General features: G+C 60.8%; 28 protein-coding genes. 3 read left to right on the forward strand and 25 right to left on the reverse strand.

From position 1 onward, the window contains the following. Positions 1–13: 13 nt before the first annotated feature. From KKQ10_RS19625 to KKQ10_RS19655, 7 genes are all read right to left on the reverse strand, one after another. Positions 14–634 (reverse strand): 2-dehydro-3-deoxy-6-phosphogalactonate aldolase, encoded by a 621-nt coding sequence (locus KKQ10_RS19625; protein WP_215502042.1) that lies wholly within the window; start codon positions 632–634, stop codon positions 14–16. Between the two features lie 19 nt (positions 635–653). Continuing rightward, a complete protein-coding gene (locus KKQ10_RS19630; RefSeq protein WP_215502043.1) occupies positions 654–1,643 on the reverse strand; it encodes a 2-dehydro-3-deoxygalactonokinase in 990 nt (329 codons plus the stop codon). 143 nt (positions 1,644–1,786) lie between these two features. Then, complete coding sequence (locus KKQ10_RS19635; protein ID WP_215502044.1) at positions 1,787–2,317, reverse strand: hypothetical protein; 531 nt, start codon at positions 2,315–2,317, stop codon at positions 1,787–1,789. A gap of 1 nt (position 2,318) precedes the next feature. Further along, positions 2,319–3,047, reverse strand: coding sequence for an alpha/beta hydrolase family protein (locus tag KKQ10_RS19640; protein ID WP_127648910.1), 729 nt, complete (start codon positions 3,045–3,047; stop codon positions 2,319–2,321). 5 nt (positions 3,048–3,052) lie between these two features. Then, the gene (locus tag KKQ10_RS19645; RefSeq protein ID WP_215502045.1) at positions 3,053–3,547 is read right to left on the reverse strand and encodes a PAAR domain-containing protein; all 495 of its coding nucleotides are present in this window, start codon (positions 3,545–3,547) and stop codon (positions 3,053–3,055) included. Then, a complete protein-coding gene (locus KKQ10_RS19650; RefSeq protein ID WP_215502046.1) occupies positions 3,544–4,206 on the reverse strand; it encodes a hypothetical protein in 663 nt (220 codons plus the stop codon). The genes KKQ10_RS19645 and KKQ10_RS19650 overlap by 4 nt, the downstream gene beginning before the upstream one ends. 159 nt (positions 4,207–4,365) lie before the next feature. Beyond that, positions 4,366–4,845, reverse strand: coding sequence for a GNAT family N-acetyltransferase (locus KKQ10_RS19655; protein WP_127648913.1), 480 nt, complete (start codon positions 4,843–4,845; stop codon positions 4,366–4,368). 125 nt (positions 4,846–4,970) lie between these two features. Here KKQ10_RS19655 and KKQ10_RS19660 point away from each other — a divergent pair, with 125 nt between their 5' ends. The 3 genes from KKQ10_RS19660 (at position 4,971) to KKQ10_RS19670 (ending at position 6,413) form a co-directional block, all read left to right on the forward strand. Further along, positions 4,971–5,624 (forward strand): HD domain-containing protein, encoded by a 654-nt coding sequence (locus KKQ10_RS19660; RefSeq protein WP_215502047.1) that lies wholly within the window; start codon positions 4,971–4,973, stop codon positions 5,622–5,624. 145 nt (positions 5,625–5,769) lie between these two features. After that, a complete protein-coding gene (locus KKQ10_RS19665) occupies positions 5,770–6,114 on the forward strand; it encodes a hypothetical protein (RefSeq protein WP_127648915.1) in 345 nt (114 codons plus the stop codon). 44 nt (positions 6,115–6,158) lie between these two features. Continuing rightward, positions 6,159–6,413, forward strand: a complete 255-nt coding sequence (locus tag KKQ10_RS19670; protein WP_127648916.1) for a hypothetical protein — start codon at positions 6,159–6,161, stop codon at positions 6,411–6,413. A 152-nt stretch (positions 6,414–6,565) separates the two neighbouring features. Here KKQ10_RS19670 and KKQ10_RS19675 read toward each other — a convergent pair whose 3' ends face one another. The 18 genes from KKQ10_RS19675 to tmk all read right to left on the reverse strand — a co-directional run bounded on the left by KKQ10_RS19675 (position 6,566) and on the right by tmk (position 24,082). Beyond that, entirely contained in the window at positions 6,566–7,486 is a 921-nt protein-coding gene (locus tag KKQ10_RS19675) for a PfkB family carbohydrate kinase (RefSeq protein WP_215502048.1), read from the reverse strand. Further along, complete coding sequence (locus tag KKQ10_RS19680) at positions 7,479–8,945, reverse strand: purine-cytosine permease family protein (RefSeq protein ID WP_215502049.1); 1,467 nt, start codon at positions 8,943–8,945, stop codon at positions 7,479–7,481. The genes KKQ10_RS19675 and KKQ10_RS19680 overlap by 8 nt, the downstream gene beginning before the upstream one ends. 168 nt (positions 8,946–9,113) lie before the next feature. Further along, on the reverse strand, positions 9,114–10,112 hold the full coding sequence (locus KKQ10_RS19685; protein ID WP_215502050.1) for an ADP-ribosylglycohydrolase family protein: 999 nt from the start codon (positions 10,110–10,112) through the stop codon (positions 9,114–9,116). Then, a complete protein-coding gene (locus tag KKQ10_RS19690) occupies positions 10,109–10,822 on the reverse strand; it encodes a GntR family transcriptional regulator (protein ID WP_215502051.1) in 714 nt (237 codons plus the stop codon). Before KKQ10_RS19690 ends, KKQ10_RS19685 begins: the two co-directional genes overlap by 4 nt. A 185-nt stretch (positions 10,823–11,007) precedes the next feature. After that, a complete protein-coding gene (araH, locus tag KKQ10_RS19695; RefSeq protein WP_027612371.1) occupies positions 11,008–11,976 on the reverse strand; it encodes an L-arabinose ABC transporter permease AraH in 969 nt (322 codons plus the stop codon). Between the two features lie 12 nt (positions 11,977–11,988). Continuing rightward, positions 11,989–13,530, reverse strand: coding sequence for an L-arabinose ABC transporter ATP-binding protein AraG (araG, locus tag KKQ10_RS19700; protein ID WP_127648921.1), 1,542 nt, complete (start codon positions 13,528–13,530; stop codon positions 11,989–11,991). 33 nt (positions 13,531–13,563) lie between these two features. Then, the gene (locus KKQ10_RS19705; protein ID WP_025113028.1) at positions 13,564–14,568 is read right to left on the reverse strand and encodes a substrate-binding domain-containing protein; all 1,005 of its coding nucleotides are present in this window, start codon (positions 14,566–14,568) and stop codon (positions 13,564–13,566) included. A gap of 136 nt (positions 14,569–14,704) precedes the next feature. Beyond that, positions 14,705–15,523 (reverse strand): SDR family oxidoreductase, encoded by an 819-nt coding sequence (locus KKQ10_RS19710; protein WP_127648922.1) that lies wholly within the window; start codon positions 15,521–15,523, stop codon positions 14,705–14,707. Between the two features lie 270 nt (positions 15,524–15,793). After that, positions 15,794–16,669 carry an SMP-30/gluconolactonase/LRE family protein gene (locus tag KKQ10_RS19715; protein WP_215502052.1) on the reverse strand — a complete coding sequence of 292 codons (876 nt, stop codon included), beginning with the start codon at positions 16,667–16,669 and terminating at the stop codon, positions 15,794–15,796. 132 nt (positions 16,670–16,801) lie between these two features. Next, positions 16,802–17,518 carry a FadR/GntR family transcriptional regulator gene (locus KKQ10_RS19720; protein WP_127648924.1) on the reverse strand — a complete coding sequence of 239 codons (717 nt, stop codon included), beginning with the start codon at positions 17,516–17,518 and terminating at the stop codon, positions 16,802–16,804. A gap of 176 nt (positions 17,519–17,694) precedes the next feature. Then, a complete protein-coding gene (locus tag KKQ10_RS19725; RefSeq protein ID WP_127648925.1) occupies positions 17,695–18,255 on the reverse strand; it encodes a DUF1285 domain-containing protein in 561 nt (186 codons plus the stop codon). 15 nt (positions 18,256–18,270) lie between these two features. Continuing rightward, positions 18,271–18,876, reverse strand: a complete 606-nt coding sequence (locus KKQ10_RS19730; protein WP_127648926.1) for a DUF4823 domain-containing protein — start codon at positions 18,874–18,876, stop codon at positions 18,271–18,273. Between the two features lie 169 nt (positions 18,877–19,045). Next, the gene (locus KKQ10_RS19735) at positions 19,046–20,014 is read right to left on the reverse strand and encodes a GTP 3',8-cyclase MoaA (RefSeq protein ID WP_215502053.1); all 969 of its coding nucleotides are present in this window, start codon (positions 20,012–20,014) and stop codon (positions 19,046–19,048) included. Positions 20,015–20,151: 137 nt separating this feature from the next. After that, positions 20,152–20,790 carry a TetR/AcrR family transcriptional regulator gene (locus KKQ10_RS19740; protein ID WP_007950805.1) on the reverse strand — a complete coding sequence of 213 codons (639 nt, stop codon included), beginning with the start codon at positions 20,788–20,790 and terminating at the stop codon, positions 20,152–20,154. A 469-nt stretch (positions 20,791–21,259) separates the two neighbouring features. Further along, on the reverse strand, positions 21,260–22,045 hold the full coding sequence (locus KKQ10_RS19745; protein WP_215502054.1) for a TatD family hydrolase: 786 nt from the start codon (positions 22,043–22,045) through the stop codon (positions 21,260–21,262). Positions 22,046–22,059: 14 nt separating this feature from the next. Then, the gene (locus KKQ10_RS19750) at positions 22,060–22,416 is read right to left on the reverse strand and encodes a PilZ domain-containing protein (RefSeq protein WP_127648929.1); all 357 of its coding nucleotides are present in this window, start codon (positions 22,414–22,416) and stop codon (positions 22,060–22,062) included. A 57-nt stretch (positions 22,417–22,473) separates the two neighbouring features. Beyond that, on the reverse strand, positions 22,474–23,457 hold the full coding sequence (locus tag KKQ10_RS19755) for a DNA polymerase III subunit delta' (RefSeq protein ID WP_215502055.1): 984 nt from the start codon (positions 23,455–23,457) through the stop codon (positions 22,474–22,476). Continuing rightward, on the reverse strand, positions 23,450–24,082 hold the full coding sequence (tmk, locus tag KKQ10_RS19760) for a dTMP kinase (RefSeq protein WP_127648931.1): 633 nt from the start codon (positions 24,080–24,082) through the stop codon (positions 23,450–23,452). The genes KKQ10_RS19755 and tmk overlap by 8 nt, the downstream gene beginning before the upstream one ends. Positions 24,083–24,096 lie beyond the last annotated feature (14 nt).

A 24,096-nucleotide genomic window follows, 5' to 3' on the forward strand; every position in this document is an offset into this window, starting at 1 on the left:
GCGCCAAAAAGTCTTAGCGAAGCGCCTTCCAGGCGGCCACGTAGGCCTTGGCGTTCACCGCCACTTGCTCCGGCGTCATGCCCGGCTTGAACAGACCGGAACCGAGCCCGAAACCTTTGACCCCGGCATCGATGAACACCTGCATGTTGTCCGGGGTGATGCCGCCGACCGGCGCCAGCACCGTCCCCGCTGGCAACACCGCGAGCCAGGCTTTGACGACCGCCGGGCCCATCTGCTCGGCCGGGAACAGCTTGAGAATGTCCGCGCCCTCCTCCAGCGCCGCGAAGGCTTCGGTCGGCGTGGCGACACCCGGCGACAGGTACAGCCCCGCCGCTTTCGCTGCGCGCAGCACTTTGGCATCGCTGTGCGGCATGACAATCACCTGGCCGCCAGCCGCTTTCACCTGCTCGACCTGTTCCGGGGTCAGCACCGTGCCGGCACCGATCAGGCAATCGGCGGGCAAGGTCTGGCGCAGGATGCGGATACTTTCGTACGGTGAAGGGGAATTGAGCGGTACTTCGATGACGCGAAATCCGGCGGCATACAGGACTTCTCCGATAGCGGCGGCTTCCTGCGGATGCAGGCCACGCAGAATCGCGATCAGACCGTTTTGTGCCAGTGCTTGCTTGAGCATGTCAGGCCTCCAGTCAGGGTTAACGGGATGAGGAATCGAGCAGTCCGGCGGCCAGCGCCAGTTGCCACAGGCCACGCTCGGTGGCCTGCTCGGCCAGCGTCACGTTGGCGAAACCACAGGCCTCCAGCGCGCGGCTGTAGCGGGCGCAGAGTTGCGCGTTGCCGATGAGGATGATTGAGGGCAGATGCACGCTGTGGTGCCGTCGCCGCTGCACGGTGGCGAGCGCCGCCAGTTCATGGCCGATCATCAGCCCGGACAGGTAATCCGCTTGCGCCGTCGGGGCCAGTTCGCCGGTCAGGCCCAAGGTGCGCGCACTGAACAGCGTGGAAAGCACACCGAGTTCGCCGTCCGCCGACAGCGCCACTTGCACGCCACGGTCAAACGCCAGGCCATCGAACGCCGCCCCCGGTTGCTGGGTACGTCCAAGAATGCTGTGTTCACTGAGCACGGCGAACACTTCGCCGGTCATGAAGGTATCGAAATGAGTGATGCGGCCATCGACCACTTCCACCCATTTGGAATGGCTGCCCGGCAAGCCGATCAACAGGTCGCCGCCCGCCTCGGCCGGCAGGTTCTGCAGCACGCCGAGGACCTGGGTTTCTTCACCGCGCATCACGTTCGGCAGGCGTGAACGCTGGATCACGCCCGGCACGATATGCACCCGCGTGCCGCGCAGACTGACCAGTGTTTGTAGGGAATTTCCGAGATTGGCGACGTTCGCCGGTGTTTCGCAGTAGGCCGCTTCGCGCCAGCCCTGGGCGCTGCCGACCATGCCGCAGGCGATCACCGGCAGATCCGGCTGCGCATCGAGCCAGTCGCCACACGCGTCTTCGAAGGCCAGTTCAAAACCGTCGGCGCATTCACGACCGTTGATGACTCGCGAGGTCTTGGGCAACTGCATGATCCCGGACGACAGCGCACGCTGCTCCAGCACCACCCCGCCCGCCGCGAGTTTGTAAGCACGTAATGAGGTCGTCCCCCAATCGAGCGCGATCAATTGCACCTGCATCGCTTCACCTGTTTTGTTTTTGGCAGTGAGTGCGACGGACTATAGACCTCTCAGACCGGAAATCTCAATATGTAATTTTGCATCCCATATTATGGGATAAAACAATCTCGCCCTACCTCGAACAGGTTCAGCCATCACCGCCATCAGAATGCCTGCTTATGCTGTATCGCCTGGATAAAAGCGCTGGCAGGAACATCCATCGACTCTGAGTAATAAGGACCATAGGAATAAGCGGCAGTCTTGAACTTACAAACGACAACTTTACGCAGCTTCAAAATGGCCAGCACTTGCTCTTTACTGATATATGTACTCAGCGTTCCACCATCCGGTGTGTACACGGCAAACACCTCGGCTGAATAAACGTGCGAGGACGCTGAACCTTCATCTTTCGCCGCTACGACTTCGCCCTCGAAATACCTGACCAGGTCCTGCTTCGTTTCGAAGACACCGGCTTCATCCAATGAACAGATCAAGCTGTTACCCACCTGATTCTGACCGGCATGTATTTCAAAAAAACGCAACACGTCAGTCTTTGAACTGAATCGAACATCTAAAAAAGCGTTCTTTCCCTGTCTGGTGACGGAAACAAAATCAATCCCGGATTCCGGCAAGGGCACTCTTTTTGCGCACGAGGCACACAAAACAAGTGAAACAATTGCGAGCAAGATTCTCATCTCAAGACTCCAGATATTTGATCATTCTCTCAGCGATAAGATCACGTGCCGATTGCTCGCCAAGAGCCACTGCCTTGAACATTTTGCCTGCGTCTTCGTGATTGGCATCTACGGACAGGTTGATATCCGGACCGGAACTCATTTTCCATCGTTCGCCCATGTCGGCCACATCATCGGATTGATTGGGTTTCGAGGGAGCCGCCAGTATGTTTATCCAGTACTCCGCCCCAGGTTTAGGGGTGGTAGCGTAAATGTCAGAAATCAGCCAGACCCCCAATCCACCACCAACAGGATCAAGTGTGACCAGCGACTTTACCGTGTAACCCTGTTCCTTGAGTATGGCTGCCAGGTGGGCACCATTCCACCCACCAAGACTATGACCGACGATACTGATGTAAATTGATTTATCGCCTTTCAAGTGGCGATGTACATACTTGTCAATGTCCTTCTTGCCGCGAACATCCTTATAACTCAGATACACCGACTGCAATTTCGTTAATTGGGCGTCGCTGAATTTTTTAGGCAACAGAACCTGCGCGGCGGTCACATTATGGTGAGGCGGCTGGTCTTGGTAGTACTGCTCTTTATCCCCAGCGCCGCCAATAAAAAACACCACTATCTTTTTGACACTCACCGCAACTGTCTTGACGCTCTGATCGGATTTGCAAGTCAATTCATGACTCGCCGCCAGTTTATTGCAAGCCTGAGAAGCAGGACTTTCAGCTTCCATTTCAATCACTCTACAAACAGTTTTATGGATTCGGGTAAGTGGGAGCTGACCGTGTGGGTAAAGCCCTGTTCATTGGTAATGCCGTGCTCAATACGTCCATCACCTCGTTCGATTGCATAAGGATGGTTCGGGACAGGCTCGCCAGTCGCTTCATTTACCACTTGCAACTTGTCCGTAAAATGCACCGGCATCGGCAACAACCCGCTAAACGCCGCGCCTCCACCACTCTGGCCGATAATCACCGTCCCCGACCCACCGACCACGACATTGCCGTGACCTCCGGTGCTGTCGAGCGTGGCGGCGTTCAGGCCGTTAATGAATACGGTGCCGGAAACGGCGCCGGTGATCGGGCTGCCACAGGCCGATTTATCGGTCATGCGCGCGGCGGCGAGGCCGTCGAAGAAGACGTCGGGCGAGCCGGAAACAATCGGGTTGGTGCCATGCCCTGGCAATGGGCAGTCGGTCGGGTCGGTGACGCGTGCAGCGGGTTTACCACTCAATTCAAAGCTCCTTGCTTCGGGGGTTCCGGGTGTGGCTGATGAATATCGATGTCGGTTGCGGCGAAGCGCCAGCGGTTGTCGACGGGGTCAAACAGGGCGTGGCAATGCTCACGGCTGTCGGGCGATGTGGCGGTTTGCAGGTGTCGCCAGGCTTCGTCGGTTTGCCACGCCAGTTCGGCCGGCGAGGCGTCGTCGAGGTCGTTGAGCCAGGCGTTGTAATTACGCAGGTGATTGCGCTCGTAGGTCGATTGCAGCAGATCGGCCATTTGCACGCCGAGGTCCAGATGATGCTCGGCAGTCCATCGGCCCACCTCGGAATAGACGTACCAGCCCATCGGGATCAGCGCGCCGTCCTTGAGCAACGAATCGCCGGCCGGGGCGACGAAACCGCAGCAGATGTGCAACGTCAGCCAGCCCTGATGCGCGTCGATAAACGCATTCGGCTCAAACTGGCGTAACGGGATCACACGGTAGTCATCAAGGCCGGCGCTGCGCGCCATGAGCTCGGCGTCAAGCCGCGACACAAACGCGCGAATGGCTTTGCCGCCCGTGCGATTGACGATGCACAGGATGTCTACCGGTTGCCGCTGAGGGTTGTCAGTGGAGCCTGAGTTTTTCACCAGGCCGTACAGACGCATTGACGCCCGCAGTCCGCTCATCGCCGGTCACTCATTGACGCAGCGAAGGCTCCACGGGCGTGGAGAAATAGTGCCAGAGGCATTGCAGTTGTCGTCCGTGAGCGCGCAAAAATGGCGCGTAGAATGCCGGACTAGAGCGCTGGCGACAATCGAATTAGCATTGAATGGCCATCATTGTGATCAGCCTTCGGCAAACTCGCGTAAAACCTTGCCATCCATGCGATAGCGCACCCACTCTTCCTGCGGCTGCGCGCCGAGGGATTTGTAGAATTCGATGGCCGGGGTGTTCCAGTCCAGCACGCTCCATTCGAAGCGCCCGCAATCATTGTCACAGGCGATTTTCGCCAGATGCCGCAGCAGGGTTTTGCCGGCACCGCCACCGCGTTGCTCGGGGGTGATGTAGAGGTCTTCGAGGTACAGGCAGTTGCTGCCGAGCCATGTCGAATAGCTGAAGAAGAACACCGCAAAACCGATCGGCACACCGTCACGCAGACAGATCAGGCCGTGGGCGGTGGCGCCTTCGCTGAACAGACTGCGCTCGATGTCGGTGACGCTGGCGATGACTTCGTGGCGAGCCTTTTCGAAATCTGCCAGTTCGGTGATGAAGGCGAGGATTTGCGGAGCATCGCTGGGGGTCGCCGGGCGGATGTCGATCGTCATGGACGGGCCTTGTCGGAAAAGGGAAAGCGCCATAGTAAGGCCGGACGCGGCGCTCGTCATATGGCAACACAGAGAATATCCTGCTCCGCTCCCACAGGGAATTTCGACAGCCTGAAAGGACGCTCATGAACACTGAGATTTTTATGCCCATGGAGGCGCTCGCGGTGGTGCTGCTGCCCCACGCCCTCGAACCGTCAGACGACGGCGCTCACGACCTCGCCCACCTGCACCGGGTCTGGCACAACGTGCGCACCTTGCAGGCCGAGGAAGGTGGCGACCTTGAAGTGTTGCTCGCCGCCGTGCTGCTGCACGATTGCGTGGCTGTCGAAAAGAACTCGCCCCTGCGCTCGCAGGCCTCGCGTCTCGCGGCAGAGAAAGCCGCAAACGTGCTGGCTGAATTGGATTGGCCCGAAAGCAAAATCGCCGCCGTCGCCCACGCCATCGAAGCCCACAGCTTTTCCGCCAATCTCACCCCGCTGACCCTCGAAGCGAAAATCGTCCAGGACGCCGACCGTCTCGACTCGCTGGGCATGCTCGGTGTTGCCCGCACCTTCTACGTCGCCGGACGCATGGGCGCGGCGCTGTACGACCCGCAGGATCCCGAAGCGAAACAACGCGAGTACGACGACACACGTTTTTGCCTCGATCATTTCCAGACCAAACTGCTGCACCTCGCCGACGGTTTCCAGACCGTTGCCGGGCAAGGTCTGGCGCAGATCCGCCATCAACGCTTGAAGGGTTTCATGGAGCAGTTCAAGGAAGAAATCGGCATCGCCTGACGTTATTACTCCGGCGCGCAGCGATCCAGGCTTCGACGACGTCGCGCCGTGCAGGCAATCAGAACCGTTCGTCGATCATCAGGCACCAATCCAGTCCGGGGGCAGACCAACGACAGGTAAGGATTCCAATCACTGGAGATGCCCTATGATCCCGTCAAGGTTGACTGCCCTCGTTTTCAGCGCCCTGCTCTGCCCCGCGGTGTTCGCCGCCACCACCACTGCAGCGGGCACAGGCCCCACCGATCCGGTTCCACCGCCACGCGCGCCCGCCATCAATAGTGCGCCTGGCATGAACACCGATGGTTCCGGGGTTCCATTGATCAATCAGCCGCCCGCCACTGGCACTGATCCGCGCACCCAAGGCAGTGATCCCGGTCGCCAGGGTGGCATGAACACGCCTGACTCCCCTGCAACACCCGACAACGCCGGCCCCGGCGTTGGCTCGAAAACCACCACCGGTGGCTCGGGCTCCGAAGGTACCGGTCAGTAGTTCGCCGACGCGAGCGTCCTATTCAACCCAATGAAGAGGTAACCATGAACGTCGATAAAAACCTGGAAAAAGAAGTCCTCACCCGCCTGCTGCACGCCCATCCGAGCGGACTGGGCAAAGAGGTGCTGGACAACTATCGCGGTGAGAAAGTCGTGGCCAGCACCCTCGCCGCCCTGCAGGATCGCGGGCTGATCCACCATGGTCATGTGACCTGCAACGAGGCCGGCGAACACTCGTTGAACCTGCCGATCAAGCTTAGTGCGGCCGGCGTCGAAGCAGCGCGAAAGCTCGATAGCTGACGGTAGATCCGCAAGCAGTTGAGTCCTGTAGGAGCTGCAGCAGGCCGCGATCTTTCAAGATCAAAAGATCGCAGCCTACGGCAACTCCTACAGGGGTTTTGTAAGCGACGCGATTCCCTTGTGGGACCCAGCCTGCTGGCGATGACGATTGTTCAGTCGCCGCGTATCAATGCATCCACCTCGGCAGCCCCCGGCGATGTCGCCGGCCCCCAGCGCGTCACCGCCAAAGCCGCTGCCGCATTCGACCGCCGCGCCGCCTCATGCGCATTCAAACCCTGCGCCAACCCGGCGACAAATACCCCGGCATGCGCATCACCGGCACCATTGCTGTCCACCGCCTTCACGGCAAACCCCGGCACATGCCGACGCTCGCCAGCCTGATGAATCCAGCACCCCTGTGGCCCGTCGCGCACCACGATCAGCGCGTCGTTGCGCAGATGCCCGGCGAGCCGATCCAGCGCCTCAGCGATATCCGCCGCCCCGGTAAAGCGCAACGCCTCGACGCTGTTGCTGGTCCACACATCGATGCGCGGCAGCAGGGCTTGCATCAACGCCGAGTCCGGCGACTCGACCAACGGGCCCGGATCGAACATCACGTTGATCGTATCCGGCAGCGCCAGCGTCCAGTCCAGTAGCGCCTGCGCCTTGCCTTCATGCAGCAGGCTGTAACCGCTCACATAGACGTAATCGCCCGCCTCGGCGGCCACGCTGTTCAAGTCCTCCTCGGTCACCTCGCCTTCGGCGCCGATGTAGGAAATGAAACTGCGCTCGGCCGACGCATCGGTCAGCGCCACGCAAATCCCGGTGTCGCGTTGCGCAGGCGTTTTGATGCCGATACGGATGCCTTCAGCGTTCATCGCCTGACGCGCCAGATCGCCGAAGCGCCCGCTGCCGTGGCGACCGAGATAAACCACTGGCAAGCCATTGCGTACGGCAGCGGCCATCACGTTGAAACCGCCGCCGGCCTCGAAAGCGGCAGACTGCGCCAGCACATCGCCGCCGACTTGCGGCAGCTGATCCACAGCCATCACCAGGTCGATGATGACCTGACCGGTGTGCAACATCTTAGGCATGAGCATTCTCGACTTGCGCGGCACGGCGATCTTTCGCCCCGCCGAGGACGAAGTAAATGCCACCGGCCACCACGAAGGTCACGATCCAGCCCAAACCGTTGTGGCCCAGCCACGAGTCGGACAAAAAGCCCTTGAACCAGACGTTCTCGTCGGTGGTGCCAATGGTGGTGAAACTGAAGCCGAGCACGATGGCAATCGCCCACGCGCCGAACGCGCGCCATTCGATGCCGCCGCGATACCAGTAGGCGCTGCTCGGACTGACGTCGAGCAGGTCTTTGGGGCTGTAGTAGTGACGATGAATCAGGTCGACCACGAAGATCCCGACCCACGCGGTGATCGGCACCGCCAGCAGGGAAATGAAGGTGATGAACGGGCCATAGAAGCTGTCGGCGATCAGCATGAAGTAAATCGAGCCGGCGAAGATCGCGACGATATCCACCACCACCGCGTAGACCCGTTTGACCTTCAGGCCCAAGGTCAGCGTGGTCAAACCGGCGGAGTACACCGAGAGGTTGTTCGACAGCAGCAGGCCGCCGAACGCGGTGATCAGGTAGGGCACGGCCATCCAGGTCGGCAGCATGTCGCGGATCGCCACGATCGGGTCAGTCGCCGACGCCAGATCGTTGTTGCCCACCGACAACAGACCACCGAGGGTGATCAGCAGCACCAGCGGAATCCCCGCGCCGAACGCGGCGGACGCGACCAGGCGCACGGCTTTGACGCTGCGGTGCTGGTAGCGCGACATGTCGGCACCGGCGTTGGCCCAGCCGATCCCGGTGCCGGCGGCCATGGTGCCGATGCCGATGATCATTGCGCTCAGCGGTGCGGGCGTGGCGTTGAACACGGCGCTCCAGTCGATGGTCGCGCAAAGGAAGCCGCCGACCAGAATATTCAGCGCGCCGAACACGTAGGTCGCCCACTTCTGGATCACCAGCAGGGTGGCGTGACCGAGGCCGGAGACCGACAGGGTCAGCAGAACGAAGATCGCGATGAAGATCAGCGTCAGCACCGGTGCGCTTTTCGCTTCAACCGGCGAGCCGAACAGGATCGAGCACAGCGACAGCAGCACGAATGCCGCCGTGGTGGTGTTGACGGTTTCCCAGCCCAGACGCGACATCAGCGAAACCAGGGTCGGGCCGATGTTGCCGCGTACGCCGAAAATTGCGCGCGACAAGGTCAGGCTCGGCGCACGGCCACGGCGGCCGGCAATCGAGATGATCCCCACCACCGCGAACGATCCGGCAGCACCGACAATCGCGACGATGATCGCCTGCCAGATCGCCAATCCGCGAAACGCAACCAGCGTGGCGCCCAGCGGCAGACCGAGAATGGAAATGTTGGCGGCGAACCAGACCCAGAACAGTTGCAGCGGATGACCGTTGCACTCGGCTTCCGGCACCGGCTCGATACCGCGGGTTTCCAACTGCCCGGCGCTTTGCGCGGCGTTTGATGAACTCATGAACAGTGCTCCTGTTTGCCTTTATTGTGGTTGTGGGCAATTCAATAAACTGTGCACCTCCTGTAGGAGCTGCCGCAGGCTGCGATCTTTTGATCTTGATTTTCCGGCTGCCTGAAGACTGCTGAAGATCAAAAGATCGCAGCCTTCGGCAGCTCCTACACAGGTTCCTCAGCGTAAGGTGAGGAGTCCTTTCACGAGGGGTTCAAGCTCCAGATGATTGACCGCTTTGACCGTGGCAATCATCGGTGCCGGCCAGCTCTCAAGACCCAGGCAGGCCCCAAGCATGGCGCCAAGGATGGCCGCGATGGTGTCGGTGTCACCGCCCAGGCTGGCGGCCATGCACAACGCCTCGAACGCACTCATCTCGCCGACGGCCACTTGCTGCGCCAGGGCGAACGACACCACCACCGATTCCTGCGATGCCACCGAAGTGCCGATCACGTCGTACAGCAGATCGGCCAGCAGTGCCTTGTCGCTGTCGACGCTGATGCTGCGCGCCCAACTGATGCGCGAAGCGATGCGCCCACCGGCGACCCAATGCCCGTGCGCTTCAGCCTGTTGCGCAATCTGCTGGCCGAGGTTCAGCGCCTCGCCCAGATCCATGCCATTGACCCCGGCCGAGACCACCGCCGCCACCGCTGCCGCACTGGAAATGCCCAGTGTGGTGTTGTGGGTGACCTGACAGGCCTGCACCACCGCAGCGATGAACCGCTGAGGATCGGCAACGTCCGCCGCTATGCCCACCGGGGTGATGCGCATCGCCGCGCCGTTGGTGGTGCCATAACGCCCGGCCTCCTCCGGCGAGTGGCCGGCGAGGATCATCTCAATGGCGCGTTTGGTCGACGGGCCGAGCAGGTCCTGCGAACCCTTGGCCTGCATCTCGGCTTCCCACTCGATCAGCCGTTGGGCGAGCACTGCCGGCTCGATCCGGCCCTTGCCTTCAACCAGCAATTGGCCGACCAGAATTGCCTGTTCAGTGTCGTCGGTGATCGAGCCCTTGGGCATGTTGGCAGCGATCGGTTGCAGGGGACCGGCGTCCTGCAGCTCGGTGATCCGGCCGAAGCGGGTCTTGATCGTTTCGCGGTTCAGCGATTGCGTCGGCATGCCCAGCGCATCACCCAGAGCCAGGCCATAAAACGCACCCAGGGCACGGTTGAGCGCGGTCATTTCGATTCTCCAAATTGCAGGTGCAGGCGAAAATGCACCGGGTCGAGCAGGCTTTCGACCTGCTCCATGAAGCGGTTCTGCCGGTCGTAGGTGGTGCGCAGGGCCTTGAGAAAAACGCTACCCACCGGGCGGCCGAGCAGTTCGGCGTCTACGGCATTCAGCGGCTCGGCGCCGATCCACTGATCGCCGCGCTCGCCGATGTAGCCGTAGGCAGCCAGGGTGATGGTCAGCGAGTTGTCGATCAGACCGACGCGCGGCAGGCTTTCCAGGCCGCCGGTGGCCGGCATCAACGAGCGTTCGAGGGACACCAGCGTGCCGTCGTTGGCGCGCCGGCGACGGTCGAGGGTGATGAATTGGTCGGTGCCGAACCGCGAGAGCAGGTCGGGCCGGGTCACGGCCTCCAGACGCAGCACTTCGGTGTTGATCAGCGCCCCGCTGTCGGCCAGTGCCTGCGCCCAGCCGCTGCGCTGGTCGAGCGCCACGCCGTCGAACGTGACGATCGAGCCGACACCGCTTTGCGTGGCGATGTAATTGCGCCGCTTCAGTTCGGCCAGCGCTTCGCGCAACGTGCCACGGCTGACCTTGAATTCCTGAGCCAACTGATGCTCACCGGGCAACAGAAAGCCGTCCTCCATGAGGCCGCTTTCGATGCGCCGGACGAGTTCGTCGACCACCCGTTGTTTCTTGTCAAATCGTACCTGTCTAATCATGTACAAATTGATACCCGAAACGGGCGTGGGCGGGCAAGGAATATTTGGGGAAGATGACGAGAGGCCGGAGACTGGCGCGGTCTACTGTAGGAGTGAGCCTGCTCGCGATGACGTCGACACATCCAGCATCGATGTGACTGAAAGAACGCTATCGCGAGCAGGCTCACCCCTACAGGGGATGCGGGTTACCGTTGTTTCAGGCGATCGATGACCACCGCCAACAGCAGAATCGAACCGCGAATCACATACTGGTAGAACGTATCGATATTCTTCAGGTTCATCGCATTCTCGATGATCGCCAGTATCAACACCCCGGCAATCACGTGCCGGATCATGCCGATCCCGCCGCTCAGCGACACCCCGCCCAGCACACACGCCGAGATCACGGTCAGTTCGAAACCCTGGCCGATCATCGGCTGCCCGGAGGTCATGCGCGAGGCGAGAATCACCCCGGCCAGTGCGCCGATCACGCCATGCACGGCGAAGATGATGATCTTGGTCCGGTCAACGTTGACCCCGGCGAGCAACGCCGCTTCCTGGTTGCCACCGATGGCCATGGTGTTGCGCCCGTAGGTGGTGTAGTTCAGCAGCCAGCCGAAGAACAAGAAACAGACGATGGTGATCAGGATCGGCACCGGCACGCCGAACAACTGGCCATTGCCAAAGACGAAGAACGATTCCTGCGACACGCCCACCGCTTTGCCGTTGGCAAAGATGTAGGCCAGGCCACGGACGATCTGCATCGTCGCCAGCGTGGTGATCAGCGCATTGACCCGCAGCTTGGCGATCACGATGCCGTTGATCAGCCCGACAATCAGACCCATCACCAGCGCCGCGCTGACGCCGAGGAACACGCTGTTGGTGTCGCGCATCACCACCGCTGCGACCACCCCGGCGCAGGCGATCACCGAGCCCACCGACAAGTCGAAATGCCCCGACGCCAGGCAGTACAGCATGGTGCACGCGGCGATGCCGGTGGTGGAAATTGCCAGCCCCAGCCCGCGCATGTTCAGCGGCGAAAGGAAGTTGTCGATCAGCAAGGTGCAGGCGACGAAGATGCCAATGGCCGCCAGCAGCATGACCCAGTCGTCGAGGAAGCGCCGCAGGTCCAGCGGTTTGCGGGGAGTCGGCAGCGCCTTGTTTTGGATGGTCATCATAGTCACCTCTCAGTTCGCCACGCCGTCAGCGCGATGGCGCGGCAAAGCCAGTTGCAGCAGGTTGGATTCATTGGCCTGGTCGCGGCTGACTTCGCCGCGCAGCGCGCCTTCGCAGAGCACCAGAATGCGGTCGGAAATGCCCATGACCTCCATGAGGTCGCTGGACACCACGATCACCGAAATGCCGTCGGCCGCCAGGTTATGGATGATCTGGTAGATCTCGGCCTTGGCACCGATGTCGATGCCACGGGTGGGTTCGTCGAGCAGCAGGACCTTCATCGGCATCGACAGCCAGCGACCGAGAATGGCCTTCTGCTGGTTGCCGCCGGAAAGGAATTTGATCTGTTGCCCGGCGTGCGGTGTTTTGACTTTCAGCGCCTTGATCTGCTTGTCGGCGTTGCCCTTCTCCCACAGCCCGCGCAGCAGACAACCGAAGCCGGAATGGGCGCCACGGGCACTGATGTTGATGTTTTCGGCGACGCTGGCCAGCGGAATGATCCCCTCCTTTTTGCGGTCCTCGGGGCACAGCAGAATCCCGGCGGCAATCGCGTCACGCGGTGAGCGCAACTTCAGTTCATGGCCACGCAATTCCAGGCGTCCGGCGGTGTTGCGCTCAAGCCCGCTGAGCAGCCGGAACAACTCGGTGCGCCCGGCCCCGACCAGGCCGAACAGGCCGAGAATCTCGCCCTTGTGCGCCTCGAAACTCACCGGCTCGCGCAGGCCCGGGCCGAGCAAACCGTCGACCTTCAGCGCCACCGCGCCACGCGGGCGACTGCGGTAATCGTAGATGTCCTGGATGTCGCGCCCGACCATGCAGGTCACCAGTTGATCGTGGGTCAGCTGGCTCATGTCGTCGAAGGTGCGCACGTAACGGCCATCCTTGAACACCGTCACCGCGTCGCAGATACGGAACACTTCTTCCATGCGATGGGAAACGTAGAGCACCACTTTGCCCTCATCACGCAAGCGACTGATGATCGCCATCAAGCGATCGATCTCGCGGGCCGAGAGGCTGCTGGTCGGCTCATCAAAGGCGATCACATGCGCGCCACGGGACAGCGCCTTGGCGATTTCCACCAGTTGCCGCTGGCCGAGCGACAGGCGCCCGACCTTGGTCTGCGGATCGATTTCATCGGCCAGCCCCTTGAGGCAAGCCAAGGCGTTCTGGCGCAGGGTGCCGCGATTGATCAGGCCGAAACTGGCCGGCAGATGGCCGAGAAACAGGTTCTCGGCCACGCTCATTTCCGGCACCAGATGCAGCTCCTGGTGAATCACCGCGACGCCGCTGCCGATGCTGTCGGCCGTCGACTTGAAGGCCATGGTCTGCTCGCCGATCTGCAACTCGCCGCTGCTCGGGATGTAGGCCCCGCCAAGGATTTTCAGCAGGGTCGATTTGCCGGCGCCGTTCTCGCCCATCAGGGCGTGGACCTGCCCCGGATGGGCGACGAAGCTGATGGCGTCCAGCGCCTTCACCCCGGGAAAGGTCTTGCCGATCCCGTTGAAGCGCAGGCTGCCGCCGCTGTTTTCATGTGTCTGTACTTGCGCGTGCATCTGAGTCACCTCTTCACACCGATCGAGCAGCCATCAATTCCACAGGCCGATTTTTTCCAGCTCTTGCTTGAAGTTCTCGCGGGTGATCAGGGTGACGTCGTCCATCGCCGTGTACTTCGGCGGCTCTTTGCCGGTAGTGACCCACTCGTACATCATCTCGGCCGTCTTATAGCCTTCGATGTGCGGGCTCGGCAGCATCGAACCGAAGAAGCCGCTGTTGGGCTTTTTCAGCTCGCCGATGGCGTCGGTGCCGTTGATGCCGATACCGATCACGTTGGCCGCCGCGAATCCGGCGGCTTCGGTGGCGCGTACGCCGCCGAGCACGGTGTTGTCGTTCATGCCGCCGATGATCAGGTTTTTCGCCGCACTCGGCAGCTTGACCAGCGCCGAGTTGGTGGCGTCCATGCTGCCCGGTACGTCCAGGGTTTTCAGTGCAGCGAAGAGGATGTGATCCTTCGGCAGGCCGGCGTCTTCCAGGGATTTGACCGAACCGTCGGTGCGCTTCTTGCCGGTGTCGAGTTCGTTGTAGGTGTTGACGACCGCGTAGGTGTCTTTCCAGTCCCAGTTGCGTTTCTTCGCTTCGGCGACCATGGCGTTGCCCTGCTTCTGGCCGACTTCGAACGCAGCCATGCCGAGGTACGGCACGTCTTCCATGAACTTGCCGTTGGCGTCGACGAAGCGGTCGTCCACGGCAATCACTTTGAGGTCATTGAGTTTGGCCTTGGCCATGATGGCCGGGCCGAGGGACACGTCTGGCGGGCAGATCACGAAGCCCTTGGCACCGTTGGCGGCGAGGCTGTCGATGGCCGAGAGGGTTTTCTCCCCGTCCGGCACGGCGATCTTGATCAGTTCGAAGCCTTTGTCCTTGGCGGCTTTTTCAGCGAAAGCCCACTCGGTCTGGAACCACGGCTCTTCAGCCTGTTTGACCAGAAAACCGATTTTCACGGTGTCGGCAGCCAGCAGCGAGCTGCTCAGACTGAACGCGGTGACCGCCAGCGCGGCACTGCACAGGGTACGAATCCCGAAACGACGTTTCATAAGCTGACTCCTTGTTATTTTTCTTGAGCGTTATTTGAAAAGCGTTGAAGCGTGGTCCTGCGATCTGGAGCAAAAATAGTCATATCGTATGATGATTGGATTTCAGGCGAATTCATCCACCGCAAATCTCATCTGCTCAGTCGTGGTACATCACCGAGCGGCCACCATCGATGGTGATGCACGAGGCGTTGATGAACGGCGCTTCATCACTGGCCAGGAACACTGCGGTCATCGCCACTTCGATCGGCTGGCCGATGCGTTTTGGCGGGTGCAGGTCAAACGCGCGCTGGCGCTCGGCGTGCGGGTCGGCAAAGCCGTTCCAGTAATCGACGTTCAGCTGCGTCTCGATGTAGCCCGGAGCGATGGCGTTGACCCGAATGCCCTTGGGCGCGTACTCGATGCCCAGCGCCCGGGTCAGTCCGAGCAGGCCGTGTTTGGCCACCGGATACGGGAAGCAGCCGGGAATGATGTGGCTGGAATGGGTCGAGGCGATGTTGATGATGCTGCCGATACCTTGCTCGATCATCTGCGGCAGCACGGCTTTGCAGCCATACCAGGCGCCGTCCAGGTCGATGGCGAAGCAGCGGCGCCAATCTTCTTCGGTCATTTGCAGCGGGTCGCGGAACACGTTGACCCCCGCGCAGTTGACCAGCACGTCGATCCGCCCGTGCAACTCGATCGCCAGTTTGGCCATGGCGTGCAGGTCTTGTTGACGCGACACGTCGGCCTTGATCGCCTGTACGTCGGCGCCCTGCTCGCGCCAGTGGGCGGCGACCTTCTCGACTTTCTCCGCCTGAATATCGCTGATCACCAATTTGGCCTGCTGCGAGGCGAAGGAGGCGACGATGGCCTCGCCGATGCCCTGGGCGGCGCCGGTCAGCAGCACGACTTTGTTTTTCAGACGCTCGCCCTTCGGCGGTGCGGGCACCGGCGGCAAGGAAAGAGGTTCAGCCATGGGTCAGGACTCCTGTTCGTAAGCACAAAAAAACCGGGCATCTGACGATGTCCGGTCTGGAAGACTGTGAAAGCAAAACAGGCAGGCACGGCGAGCGACGCCGGGCCGTTGCGAGACGCTGACTCCGCTGGGGAGTGCGATAGAGATTCGCTGCATCACTTCACCTGTTTTGTTCTTTTTAAGTGTGAGTGCGTGTTACTGCTGGAGCCGACTATAAACCCGACCGCCAAATAATCTCAATATATAATTTTGCATCCCATATTTTGGGATTCAACCCGCAAACCGAGTGCAGAGCTTGCCCGGCACATCGACCCGCATCGACAGCACCGCACCATCCAGTGGATGGTGGTGCGGACTCTGCGCGCTGGTGATGTACAGGGTTTTCAAATCGTCACCGCCGAACACGCAACTGGTCGGGCGGCTGACTGGCAGATCGATCTTGCGCTCGACCTTGCCGTCCGGTGTCAGACGCAGCAGGCAACTGCCGTCCCAACGGGCGTTCCACACATAACCTTCGGCGTCCATCGCCGAACCATCAGGCCCGCCGTTCTGATCAGGGCCATACCAGGGGCTGGCCACATCAAGGTTGCCGTCGGCGTGAATAAAATAGCGATACAGCGTGTCGTCGAGACTGTCGCCGAACAGGACCGTGGTGCCGTCATCACTCCACAACAGCGTATTGGGAATCCCCAGGCCGCGCAGCAAGGGTGTGACGCGCTGGTCTGGATCAACGCGGAACAAGCCACCGGAACGGCGCACGATCGGCAGGTCTTCGCCGTTGTCGCCGATGTTGTTTTGCATGGTGCCGAGCCACAGTCGCCCTTGGGCGTCGCAGCGTGCTTCGTTGGGTCGATTGCCCGGTTGCGGGTCGGCGATGCAGAACAACTTCAAACGTGGCTCAAGGCCCGGGGAATCGAGGTTCAGTCGATAGACGCCGCTGCTCAGGGTCACCAGTGCATCGCCACTGGCGCACGGAATGAACGCGGAAACGTGCTCGGGCATCTGCCAGATCTGCACGTTGTTGCCGATCAGCCGCAGCGCCTGTCTGCCGGCGATATCGACCCAATACAGCGCTTGGGTGGGGGCGTCCCAGAAAGGGCCTTCACCGAGTTTGGCGCGGTGTTGGGTTACGGCGGTCCACGTCATGTTGAATCCTTCATGTTGTTGTTTTAACTGTAGGCGTGAGCTTGCTCGCGATGGCGGTGGTTCAGTCAGCGTTGCTTTTTCCGGTACGACGCCATCGCGAGCAGGCTCACGCCTACAGGGGGATCTGTGTTGTCAGCTGGCTTTCTTGTCGGCCATCACCTGCGGGTAAAAGCGTTTGATTGCCAGGTCGGCATTGTCGATCAGGGTCACGCACGCCCACACCCCACGCGCAGCATCCCGGGCAGCGATGGCGTCGGCCATGTCTTTGTGAATCGGCAAGGTGCGGCGCAATTCGTCGGGGTCGGCGGCGGAGACTTCAAACGACACCGCGAGCAAGGCACCGAGGGCCGGGACCATTTGCTCGATGAACTGATTGTGGCTGGCCGCCAGAATGCATTCGTGGAAGGTCTGGTCGGCGCGGTTGTAATCGATGCCGCTGTCGACGGCCCGCTCCAGCGCGTTGTAGGCCAGCTGCACGGCCTCGATCTGCTCCAGGCTGGCGCGTTCGCAGGCCCAGCGCACGGCCATCGGTTCGATGGTACGCCGCAGGTCGAGCAGGTCGTCGACGAAGTTTTCCGGCAGACCGTTGCGCGACAGCCAGCCCACGACTTGCGGATCGAACAGATTCCAGCGCCGCACTGGCAACACCCGGGTACCGACTTTCGGCCCGACTTCGAGCATGCCTTTGGCGACGAGGGTCTTGATCGCTTCGCGGATCACGGTACGGCTGACGCCGAGCTGCTGGCCCAGATCCGCCTCGACCTTGATCGCCTGCCCCGGCTTGACCTGCCCGGCAGCAATCCAGCTGCCCAGCCAATCGACCGTTGACGCATGAAAGCTGCTGGACATGAAGACCTCAAAGCGGTTCGCGATGGGTGTTCACGCTAATGATCATATGATTAACAGTCAACACAAAATCAATGCAGGAGCGAGCCTGCTCGCGATAGCGGTGTGTCAGTCGACATTAATGCTACTGAACCATCGTGATCACGAGCAGCCTCACTCCTGCAGTTTTTTGTTTTGGATCAGGGTTCGAGGCCGATGCGAAAGAACTCCCCACCACTCCACACACCCAGCCAGCGCTGCCCATCGATTTCGCGGCTGACCGCCAGTTCCACCAGTTGGTAGAACACGTTGCGGTGAATCAGCGCTTCGAGGTTGGTGCGCACGTGCACATAAGGCGCGGGCTCCTGGGTCGTCGGGTCGATCTCGACGCGGATCGGATGTTCCGGCCCGGCCTCGGCCGTCTCCTCGACATTGGTGGTGAAACGCAGCACCTGCGTCTCGCCCTCGCCTTCGACTTCCACGGCAATCGCCACAAACGGCGCGTCGTCGACCTTGATCCCGACCTTTTCGACCGGGGTAATCAGGAAGTAATCATCGCCGTCGCGGCGGATGATGGTGGAGAACAGCTTGACCATCGGCTTGCGCCCGATCGGCGTGCCCAGGTAATACCAGGTGCCGTCGCGGGCGATGCGCATGTCGATATCGCCGCAGAAGTCCGGGTTCCACAAGTGCACCGGCGGCAGGCCTTTGGTTTTGGGGATCTGTCCCAACAGGTCATTGGCTTTTTGCGGGCCACTCATGGCGTACTCCTTGGTTTATTGGTCGCCGACTCCCAGCAGGCTGCGCGCGTATTGCGCCAGTGGCGGGCCGATCAGGTCTTCAGGCTTGTTGTCGTGGAACGTCAGTAAACCGCCACGACTCTTGATCCGTGCAGTATCAATCAAATACTGGGTGCTGGTCTCGATCAACATGATCTGAATCACGCCGCCGTCGATGCCCAAACGATCCACGGCTTCCTGATCGAGCCACTCGTCGGAGTTGCCGATACGGTCGTCAGCCTTGGCGAAACGCGTGTACAGCAGGTAGTGAGCGCCGGCATCGCGGGCTTCGCCCATGGCTTGATCAAGGCCTTCCGGGGCACGGGCACGGCGGACCATCGGGAAGTATTCGACAAACCCCTTGAAGGCTTCTTCGGCGACCACGTTCGGCCGTGGGTAGGAACCACCCGGCGGCGCAAATGCGCCCTGAGCGATGTAGATGAACGAGTCCGGCTGAATGCGGAAGTTGTTCACCCGGCGGCTGTCACTGTGATCCAGCAGCCCCGCGTCGCTCATCTGATCGCGAGTGCCTTCGGCCATATCGCTGACAGTCATACAGCCGCCAAGCGCCAAAACGGCCAGCAGCAAAACCAGGCTACGCATCCTCATCCTCCAGAAGCCGGTGACGGAAAACCGGCGAATGGCCGTTGAATGCAGCTTTTGCGCCAGCTCAGGATCTTTGTCGAATGATGGATTGCTTTCGCGAGCAGGCTCGCTCCCACAGGATTGCGAAAAACCATGTGGGAGCGAGCCTGCTCGCGAAAAAGAGGTATCAGCCGCCGATAATCTTCATGATCGTCGCGCCACCGGAGAACGCCACTTCCTGTTTGTCACCCAAGGCCTTGACCAGCAAGCGCTGCAACGCCGGTAGCGCTTGATGGCGCGGCTTGTCGAGCAGATCGCCGACATAGTGGCGGTTGCTCGACGACAGGCAACCATGCAGCCAACCGGTCGACGACAGGCGCAGGCGCGAGCAGGTTCTGCAGAACGGCACGCTTTCGTTGGCGATCACGCCGAAGTGACCGAGGCCCGGAATCGCATAACGCACGGCCGTGGCGTCCACCGGCGCATCGGCCTGGGCGTACTCGTAGCGCTCGCCGATCAGGCTCAGCAGTTGCTGCAGGCTGACGAACTGTTGCAGGAAGGCGTTGGAGTCGGTGGCGAGGTGGCCCATGCGCATCAGCTCGATGAAGCGCAGCTCATAACCACGCTCCAGGCAGTAATCGAGCAGCGGCATTACCTGATCCAGGTTCTGCCCACGCAACGGCACCATGTTGACCTTGATCTTCAGCCCCGCCGCTTTCGCCTGGTCCATGCCATCGAGCACGGTCGCCAGATCGCCGCCGCGGGCGATGCTGCGGAACGCACCGGCGTCGAGGGTATCGAGGGACACGTTGATCCGGCGCAGACCGGCGTCCACCAGCAGCGGCAGTTTTTTCGCCAGGAGTTGACCGTTGGTGGTCAGGCTGATGTCGTCCAGGCCCATCTTGCCGACAGCGCTCATGAACGATTCGAGTTTGGGGCTAACCAGCGGCTCACCGCCGGTGATGCGCAGGCGCTCGATGCCGGCGGCTTCGATCAGATAAGCCACGCCGCGTGCCATGGCTTCGGCCGACAGTTCATCCTGCGCAGCCACCAGCCGCTTGCCGTTGGGCACGCAGTAGGTACAGGCGTAATTGCAGGCTGAAGTCAGGCTGATGCGCAAATTGCGAAAACGCCTGCCTTGACGGTCAACGATCATGATCACTCCGGCGATAGAATTTCGAGCCACTAAAACTTGACTTACAAATCAAGTTTTAGCAAGCCCTATGCCTGAGTATATTCCTGCGGTACTGCGTCATGTAGCGAAATCATGGCGCAATAAGGCCGCTGAATGATTCAGCTGCTCGGAGTTTCCGGATCACGCTTGCGCTTGTTGCCCATGCGCACGCCGATGTCCATCAGGAACTGGAAGAAACCTTCCTGATCTTCCAGCACATTGCTCCAGAACGGCGAGTGATACAGCGCCACCGCGCCGTGTACCAGCGCCCAGGACGCGCAGTAGTGGAAGTACGGCGGCACGTCTTCGAGCTTGCCCTCGCTGATCCGGCCCTTGATGAGCAAGGTCAGGCGTTCGAAGTTCGAAGCACGGATCTTGTGCAGCTCCTCGACCATTTCCGGCACCTGATTGCCTTTAACAACCTTCTCTTCGAGACGGTCGAACAGGCGATAGCGCTGCGGGTCACGCATGCGGAATTCGAAGTAGGCACGGGACAGCGCTTCCTTGTCCTTGTCGACATCGGCCGAATGCAGCAGCTCGTTCAAATCGCGCTCGTAATCGAGCATCAGCCGCAGATAGATCTCGGCCTTGGATTTGAAGTGCTTGTAGATCGTGCCTTTGCCGATACCCACGGCATCAGCAATCATCTCGACGGTGACACTGTCTTCACCTTGTTCGAGGAACAGCTTGAGCGCGGTATCGAGAATTTCTTGCTCGCGGCGACGAAACTCACGGACCTTACGAGGTTCTTTGTGCATAAGAAAAGGTCTGTAGGGGTCAAAATTCGAAGCCGCGTATTATGCCTAACTTGCACAAAAATGCACGGATCATCCGACCATATCTGTGTTTCTTGTTCATTTTGCGAACGCTGGGAGTGTAATGAGAACTCAACTGAAGCGCACGTATTCCAAATTTGTTTAAAAACCCCGACCGCTCAACTGGACTGAACGCCAGACTGATCAATACTTGAACTGTCGGGCGGCATCTCCCCCAAGTGTCGCGCCGATAAAGGTACCAAGGGACCGCGTGCCTTTGTTTTACTCCTAATGGTCTTAACCCGGATTCACCCCCCAGAACCCGGGTTTTTTTTGCCTGCGATTTGATCGGCGCTCGCTGTCCTTTTGCGCACCACACACCTGTAGGAGCTGCCACAGGCTGCGATCCTTTGATTTTGATGCTTAGAAAAACAACATCAAAAGATCGCAGCCTGCGGCAGCTCCTACAAGGTCAGGTTTTTACATGGGCCAACGGGAACAGACGCTTGAAGTTTTCCGTGGTCTGCTCGGCAAACCGCTCGTAGTTCTCACCCCGCAGCATCGCCAGGAACTCCGCCACTTCACGCACATATTGCGGCAGGTTCGGCTTGCCGCGATAAGGGATCGGCGCCAGGTACGGCGAGTCGGTCTCCACCAGCAGCCGGTCGGCCGGCACTTTGCTCGCCACATCGCGCAGGGCGTCGGCATTGCGGAAGGTGACGATACCCGACAGAGAAATGTAATAACCCATGTCCAGCGCGGCTTTGGCCATGTCCCAGTCTTCGGTGAAGCAATGCAGCACACCGGCCTGGGGCAGCGCAGCCTCGCGCAACAATTCAAGGGTGTCGGCGCGGGCGCCACGGGTATGGATGATCACCGGTTTGCCGGTCTGCTGAGCGGCTTGCAGGTGCAGACGGAACGACGCCTGCTGCAGCTCGGCGGCCTCCGGCTCGTAGTGGTAATCCAGACCGGTTTCACCGATCGCCACCACTTTCGGGTGATTGAGCTCGTGCAGCAACCAGTCCAGCGCAGGCGCGGCGCCCGGCTGCACATCCAGCGGATGCACACCGACCGAGCAATCGACGTCGGCATAACGCTCGGCGAGGGCTTTGACGTCGGCGGCGTTGTCGGCACTGACGCCGATGCACAGGAAGTGCCCTACCCCGCGTTGCCGGGCGGCATCGAGTGCAGCATCCAGCGAGCCGTCATGGGCGGCGAGGTCAAGGCGATCAAGGTGACAATGAGAATCTACGAGCATAAAAGGACTGCAACTTACATCGTATGAGTGGGACGGTCGGACTTCAGGGCTCCGACCAGATGGGTTTCGATGCGACTGCGGGCGGTGTTGTCGCCTTCATTGAATTGCACGCCGACACCGGCGGCACGATTGCCCTGCGCGCCTTTGGGGGTGATCCAGGCGACCTTGCCGGCCACCGGAATCTTCTCCGCCTCGTCCATCAGGTTCAGCAGCATGAACACCTCGTCGCCCAACTTGTAGCTCTTGTTGGTCGGGATGAACAGGCCGCCGTTCTTGATGAATGGCATATAGGCCGCGTACAGCACCGACTTGTCCTTGATGGTCAGGGACAGGATGCCGTTGCGCGGCCCCGGGCTCATGGGTTCATTCATGTTGACCTCCACTGCTGATGTTCAGAGTCTAGGCGCACACAGTCGTTTCGGGGGCAATTACCGTTGGCCCGGCAAACTCACCCATTGCACCAACAACGCCTCCAGCAGCAAGGCCGGATTGAGGTTGGCTTTGCTCAGGACTTTCTGCCGCTGAGCGAGAATCCAGTCCTGAATGTCGAGGACCTTGCCCTGCGCGCTCTTCTGCGCCAGGTATTGCACCACTTTGCGCATGTCGTTCAGACCGAGACCGTTTTCATCCTGGGTCAATTGATAACGCAGGATCAGGCTCGACCAGTCGCAGAACCAGTCGAACAGGCGCAGCATCGGAATGTTTTTCCATTCTTCGGCCAGTTGCGTCGGCGACTGCTGTTGCTTGAGCAGCTTCTTCACCCCTTCGACCACCTGCGCGCGCTGTTCGCGCACGCCCTGGGACTGCAGGCTGACCGCCGCCAGTGGCGAACCGGCCGCCAGCGTCAGCAATTCGACGCGCTCTTCTTCGGAACACTCCGACAGCGCCTGTGCCAGCCATTGCAGGCTCATGGCCTCACCCGGCAGTGGACACGCCTGCTGCACGCAGCGGCTCTTGATCGTCGGCAGCAAACGGCTCGGCTGGTGGCTGACCAGCAACAGCACGGTATCGCCGGAAGGCTCTTCGAGGCTCTTGAGCAAGGCGTTGGCGGCGTTGATGTTCATCGATTCCACCGGCTCGATCAACACCACCTTGCGCCCGCCCAGTTGCGCGGTCTGCACCACGAAACTGACCAGATCGCGCACCTGATCGACCTTGATCGCCTTGTCCGCTTCTTCCGGCTCAAGAATGTAGTTGTCCGGATGGCTGCCGGCCTTGAGCAGCAGACAGGATTTGCACTCGCCGCACGCCTCGGGCGTCGGGCGCTGACACAACAGGCTGGCCATCAACCGCTCGGCCAGCGCACGCTTGCCGATCCCGACCGGGCCGTGCAGCAAATACGCGTGAGCGTGCTGACTACGGCCGGCCAGTTGCTGCCAGAGGCTGTCCTGCCATGGATAGGCCTCAGCCACGGGTCAACTCCAGCAAACGCGGCAGCAATGTATCCAGCGAACGCTGAACGTCGACCAGTGGCTGGCCGGCGTCGATCCGCACATAACGTGCAGGCTCGGCTTCAGCACGCTTGAGAAACGCACCGCGCACCGCTTCGAAGAACGCCCGGCCTTCCAGCTCGAAGCGATCCAGTCGTCCGCGAGCGCTGGCGCGGGCCAGGCCGATTTCCACCGGCAGATCGAAAATCAGCGTCAGGTCCGGGCGCAGATCGCCTTGAACGAAAGTCTCCAGCGCGGCGATGCGCTCCAGCGACAAACCGCGACCGCCGCCCTGATAGGCGTACGTCGAGTCGGTGAAACGATCGCACAGCACCACGGCGCCACGGGCCAGTGCCGGGCGAATGACCTCGGCCAGATGCTGGGCGCGGGCGGCGAACACCAGCAACAGCTCGGTGTCGGGGTTCATGACTTCGTCGGCGGGGGCCAGCAGCACATCGCGAATGCGTTCGGCCAGCGGCGTGCCGCCGGGTTCACGGGTCAGCACCACTTCGATACCTTCCGCGCGCAGACGCTCGGCGAGGTACTCGCGGTTGGTGCTCTTGCCGGCGCCTTCCGGGCCTTCCAGGGTAATAAACAAGCCAGTCACAGGCAGTCCTTAAT

It is taken from the genome of Pseudomonas sp. MG-9, from assembly GCF_018729515.1.
Taxonomy (GTDB): Bacteria; Pseudomonadota; Gammaproteobacteria; order Pseudomonadales; family Pseudomonadaceae; genus Aquipseudomonas; species Aquipseudomonas serboccidentalis.

Coding starts and splice junctions, on each gene's coding strand:
- KKQ10_RS19625 (WP_215502042.1), bottom strand. CDS start 634: ATGCTCAAGCAAGCACTGGCACAAAACGGTCTGATCGCGATTCTGCGT.
- KKQ10_RS19630 (WP_215502043.1), bottom strand. CDS start 1,643: ATGCAGGTGCAATTGATCGCGCTCGATTGGGGGACGACCTCATTACGT.
- KKQ10_RS19635 (WP_215502044.1), bottom strand. CDS start 2,317: ATGAGAATCTTGCTCGCAATTGTTTCACTTGTTTTGTGTGCCTCGTGC.
- KKQ10_RS19640 (WP_127648910.1), bottom strand. CDS start 3,047: ATGGAAGCTGAAAGTCCTGCTTCTCAGGCTTGCAATAAACTGGCGGCG.
- KKQ10_RS19650 (WP_215502046.1), bottom strand. CDS start 4,206: ATGAGCGGACTGCGGGCGTCAATGCGTCTGTACGGCCTGGTGAAAAAC.
- KKQ10_RS19655 (WP_127648913.1), bottom strand. CDS start 4,845: ATGACGATCGACATCCGCCCGGCGACCCCCAGCGATGCTCCGCAAATC.
- KKQ10_RS19660 (WP_215502047.1), top strand. CDS start 4,971: ATGAACACTGAGATTTTTATGCCCATGGAGGCGCTCGCGGTGGTGCTG.
- KKQ10_RS19665 (WP_127648915.1), top strand. CDS start 5,770: ATGATCCCGTCAAGGTTGACTGCCCTCGTTTTCAGCGCCCTGCTCTGC.
- KKQ10_RS19670 (WP_127648916.1), top strand. CDS start 6,159: ATGAACGTCGATAAAAACCTGGAAAAAGAAGTCCTCACCCGCCTGCTG.
- KKQ10_RS19675 (WP_215502048.1), bottom strand. CDS start 7,486: ATGCCTAAGATGTTGCACACCGGTCAGGTCATCATCGACCTGGTGATG.
- KKQ10_RS19680 (WP_215502049.1), bottom strand. CDS start 8,945: ATGAGTTCATCAAACGCCGCGCAAAGCGCCGGGCAGTTGGAAACCCGC.
- KKQ10_RS19685 (WP_215502050.1), bottom strand. CDS start 10,112: ATGACCGCGCTCAACCGTGCCCTGGGTGCGTTTTATGGCCTGGCTCTG.
- KKQ10_RS19690 (WP_215502051.1), bottom strand. CDS start 10,822: ATGATTAGACAGGTACGATTTGACAAGAAACAACGGGTGGTCGACGAA.
- araH (WP_027612371.1), bottom strand. CDS start 11,976: ATGACCATCCAAAACAAGGCGCTGCCGACTCCCCGCAAACCGCTGGAC.
- araG (WP_127648921.1), bottom strand. CDS start 13,530: ATGCACGCGCAAGTACAGACACATGAAAACAGCGGCGGCAGCCTGCGC.
- KKQ10_RS19705 (WP_025113028.1), bottom strand. CDS start 14,568: ATGAAACGTCGTTTCGGGATTCGTACCCTGTGCAGTGCCGCGCTGGCG.
- KKQ10_RS19710 (WP_127648922.1), bottom strand. CDS start 15,523: ATGGCTGAACCTCTTTCCTTGCCGCCGGTGCCCGCACCGCCGAAGGGC.
- KKQ10_RS19715 (WP_215502052.1), bottom strand. CDS start 16,669: ATGACGTGGACCGCCGTAACCCAACACCGCGCCAAACTCGGTGAAGGC.
- KKQ10_RS19720 (WP_127648924.1), bottom strand. CDS start 17,518: ATGTCCAGCAGCTTTCATGCGTCAACGGTCGATTGGCTGGGCAGCTGG.
- KKQ10_RS19725 (WP_127648925.1), bottom strand. CDS start 18,255: ATGAGTGGCCCGCAAAAAGCCAATGACCTGTTGGGACAGATCCCCAAA.
- KKQ10_RS19730 (WP_127648926.1), bottom strand. CDS start 18,876: ATGCGTAGCCTGGTTTTGCTGCTGGCCGTTTTGGCGCTTGGCGGCTGT.
- KKQ10_RS19735 (WP_215502053.1), bottom strand. CDS start 20,014: ATGATCGTTGACCGTCAAGGCAGGCGTTTTCGCAATTTGCGCATCAGC.
- KKQ10_RS19740 (WP_007950805.1), bottom strand. CDS start 20,790: ATGCACAAAGAACCTCGTAAGGTCCGTGAGTTTCGTCGCCGCGAGCAA.
- KKQ10_RS19745 (WP_215502054.1), bottom strand. CDS start 22,045: ATGCTCGTAGATTCTCATTGTCACCTTGATCGCCTTGACCTCGCCGCC.
- KKQ10_RS19750 (WP_127648929.1), bottom strand. CDS start 22,416: ATGAATGAACCCATGAGCCCGGGGCCGCGCAACGGCATCCTGTCCCTG.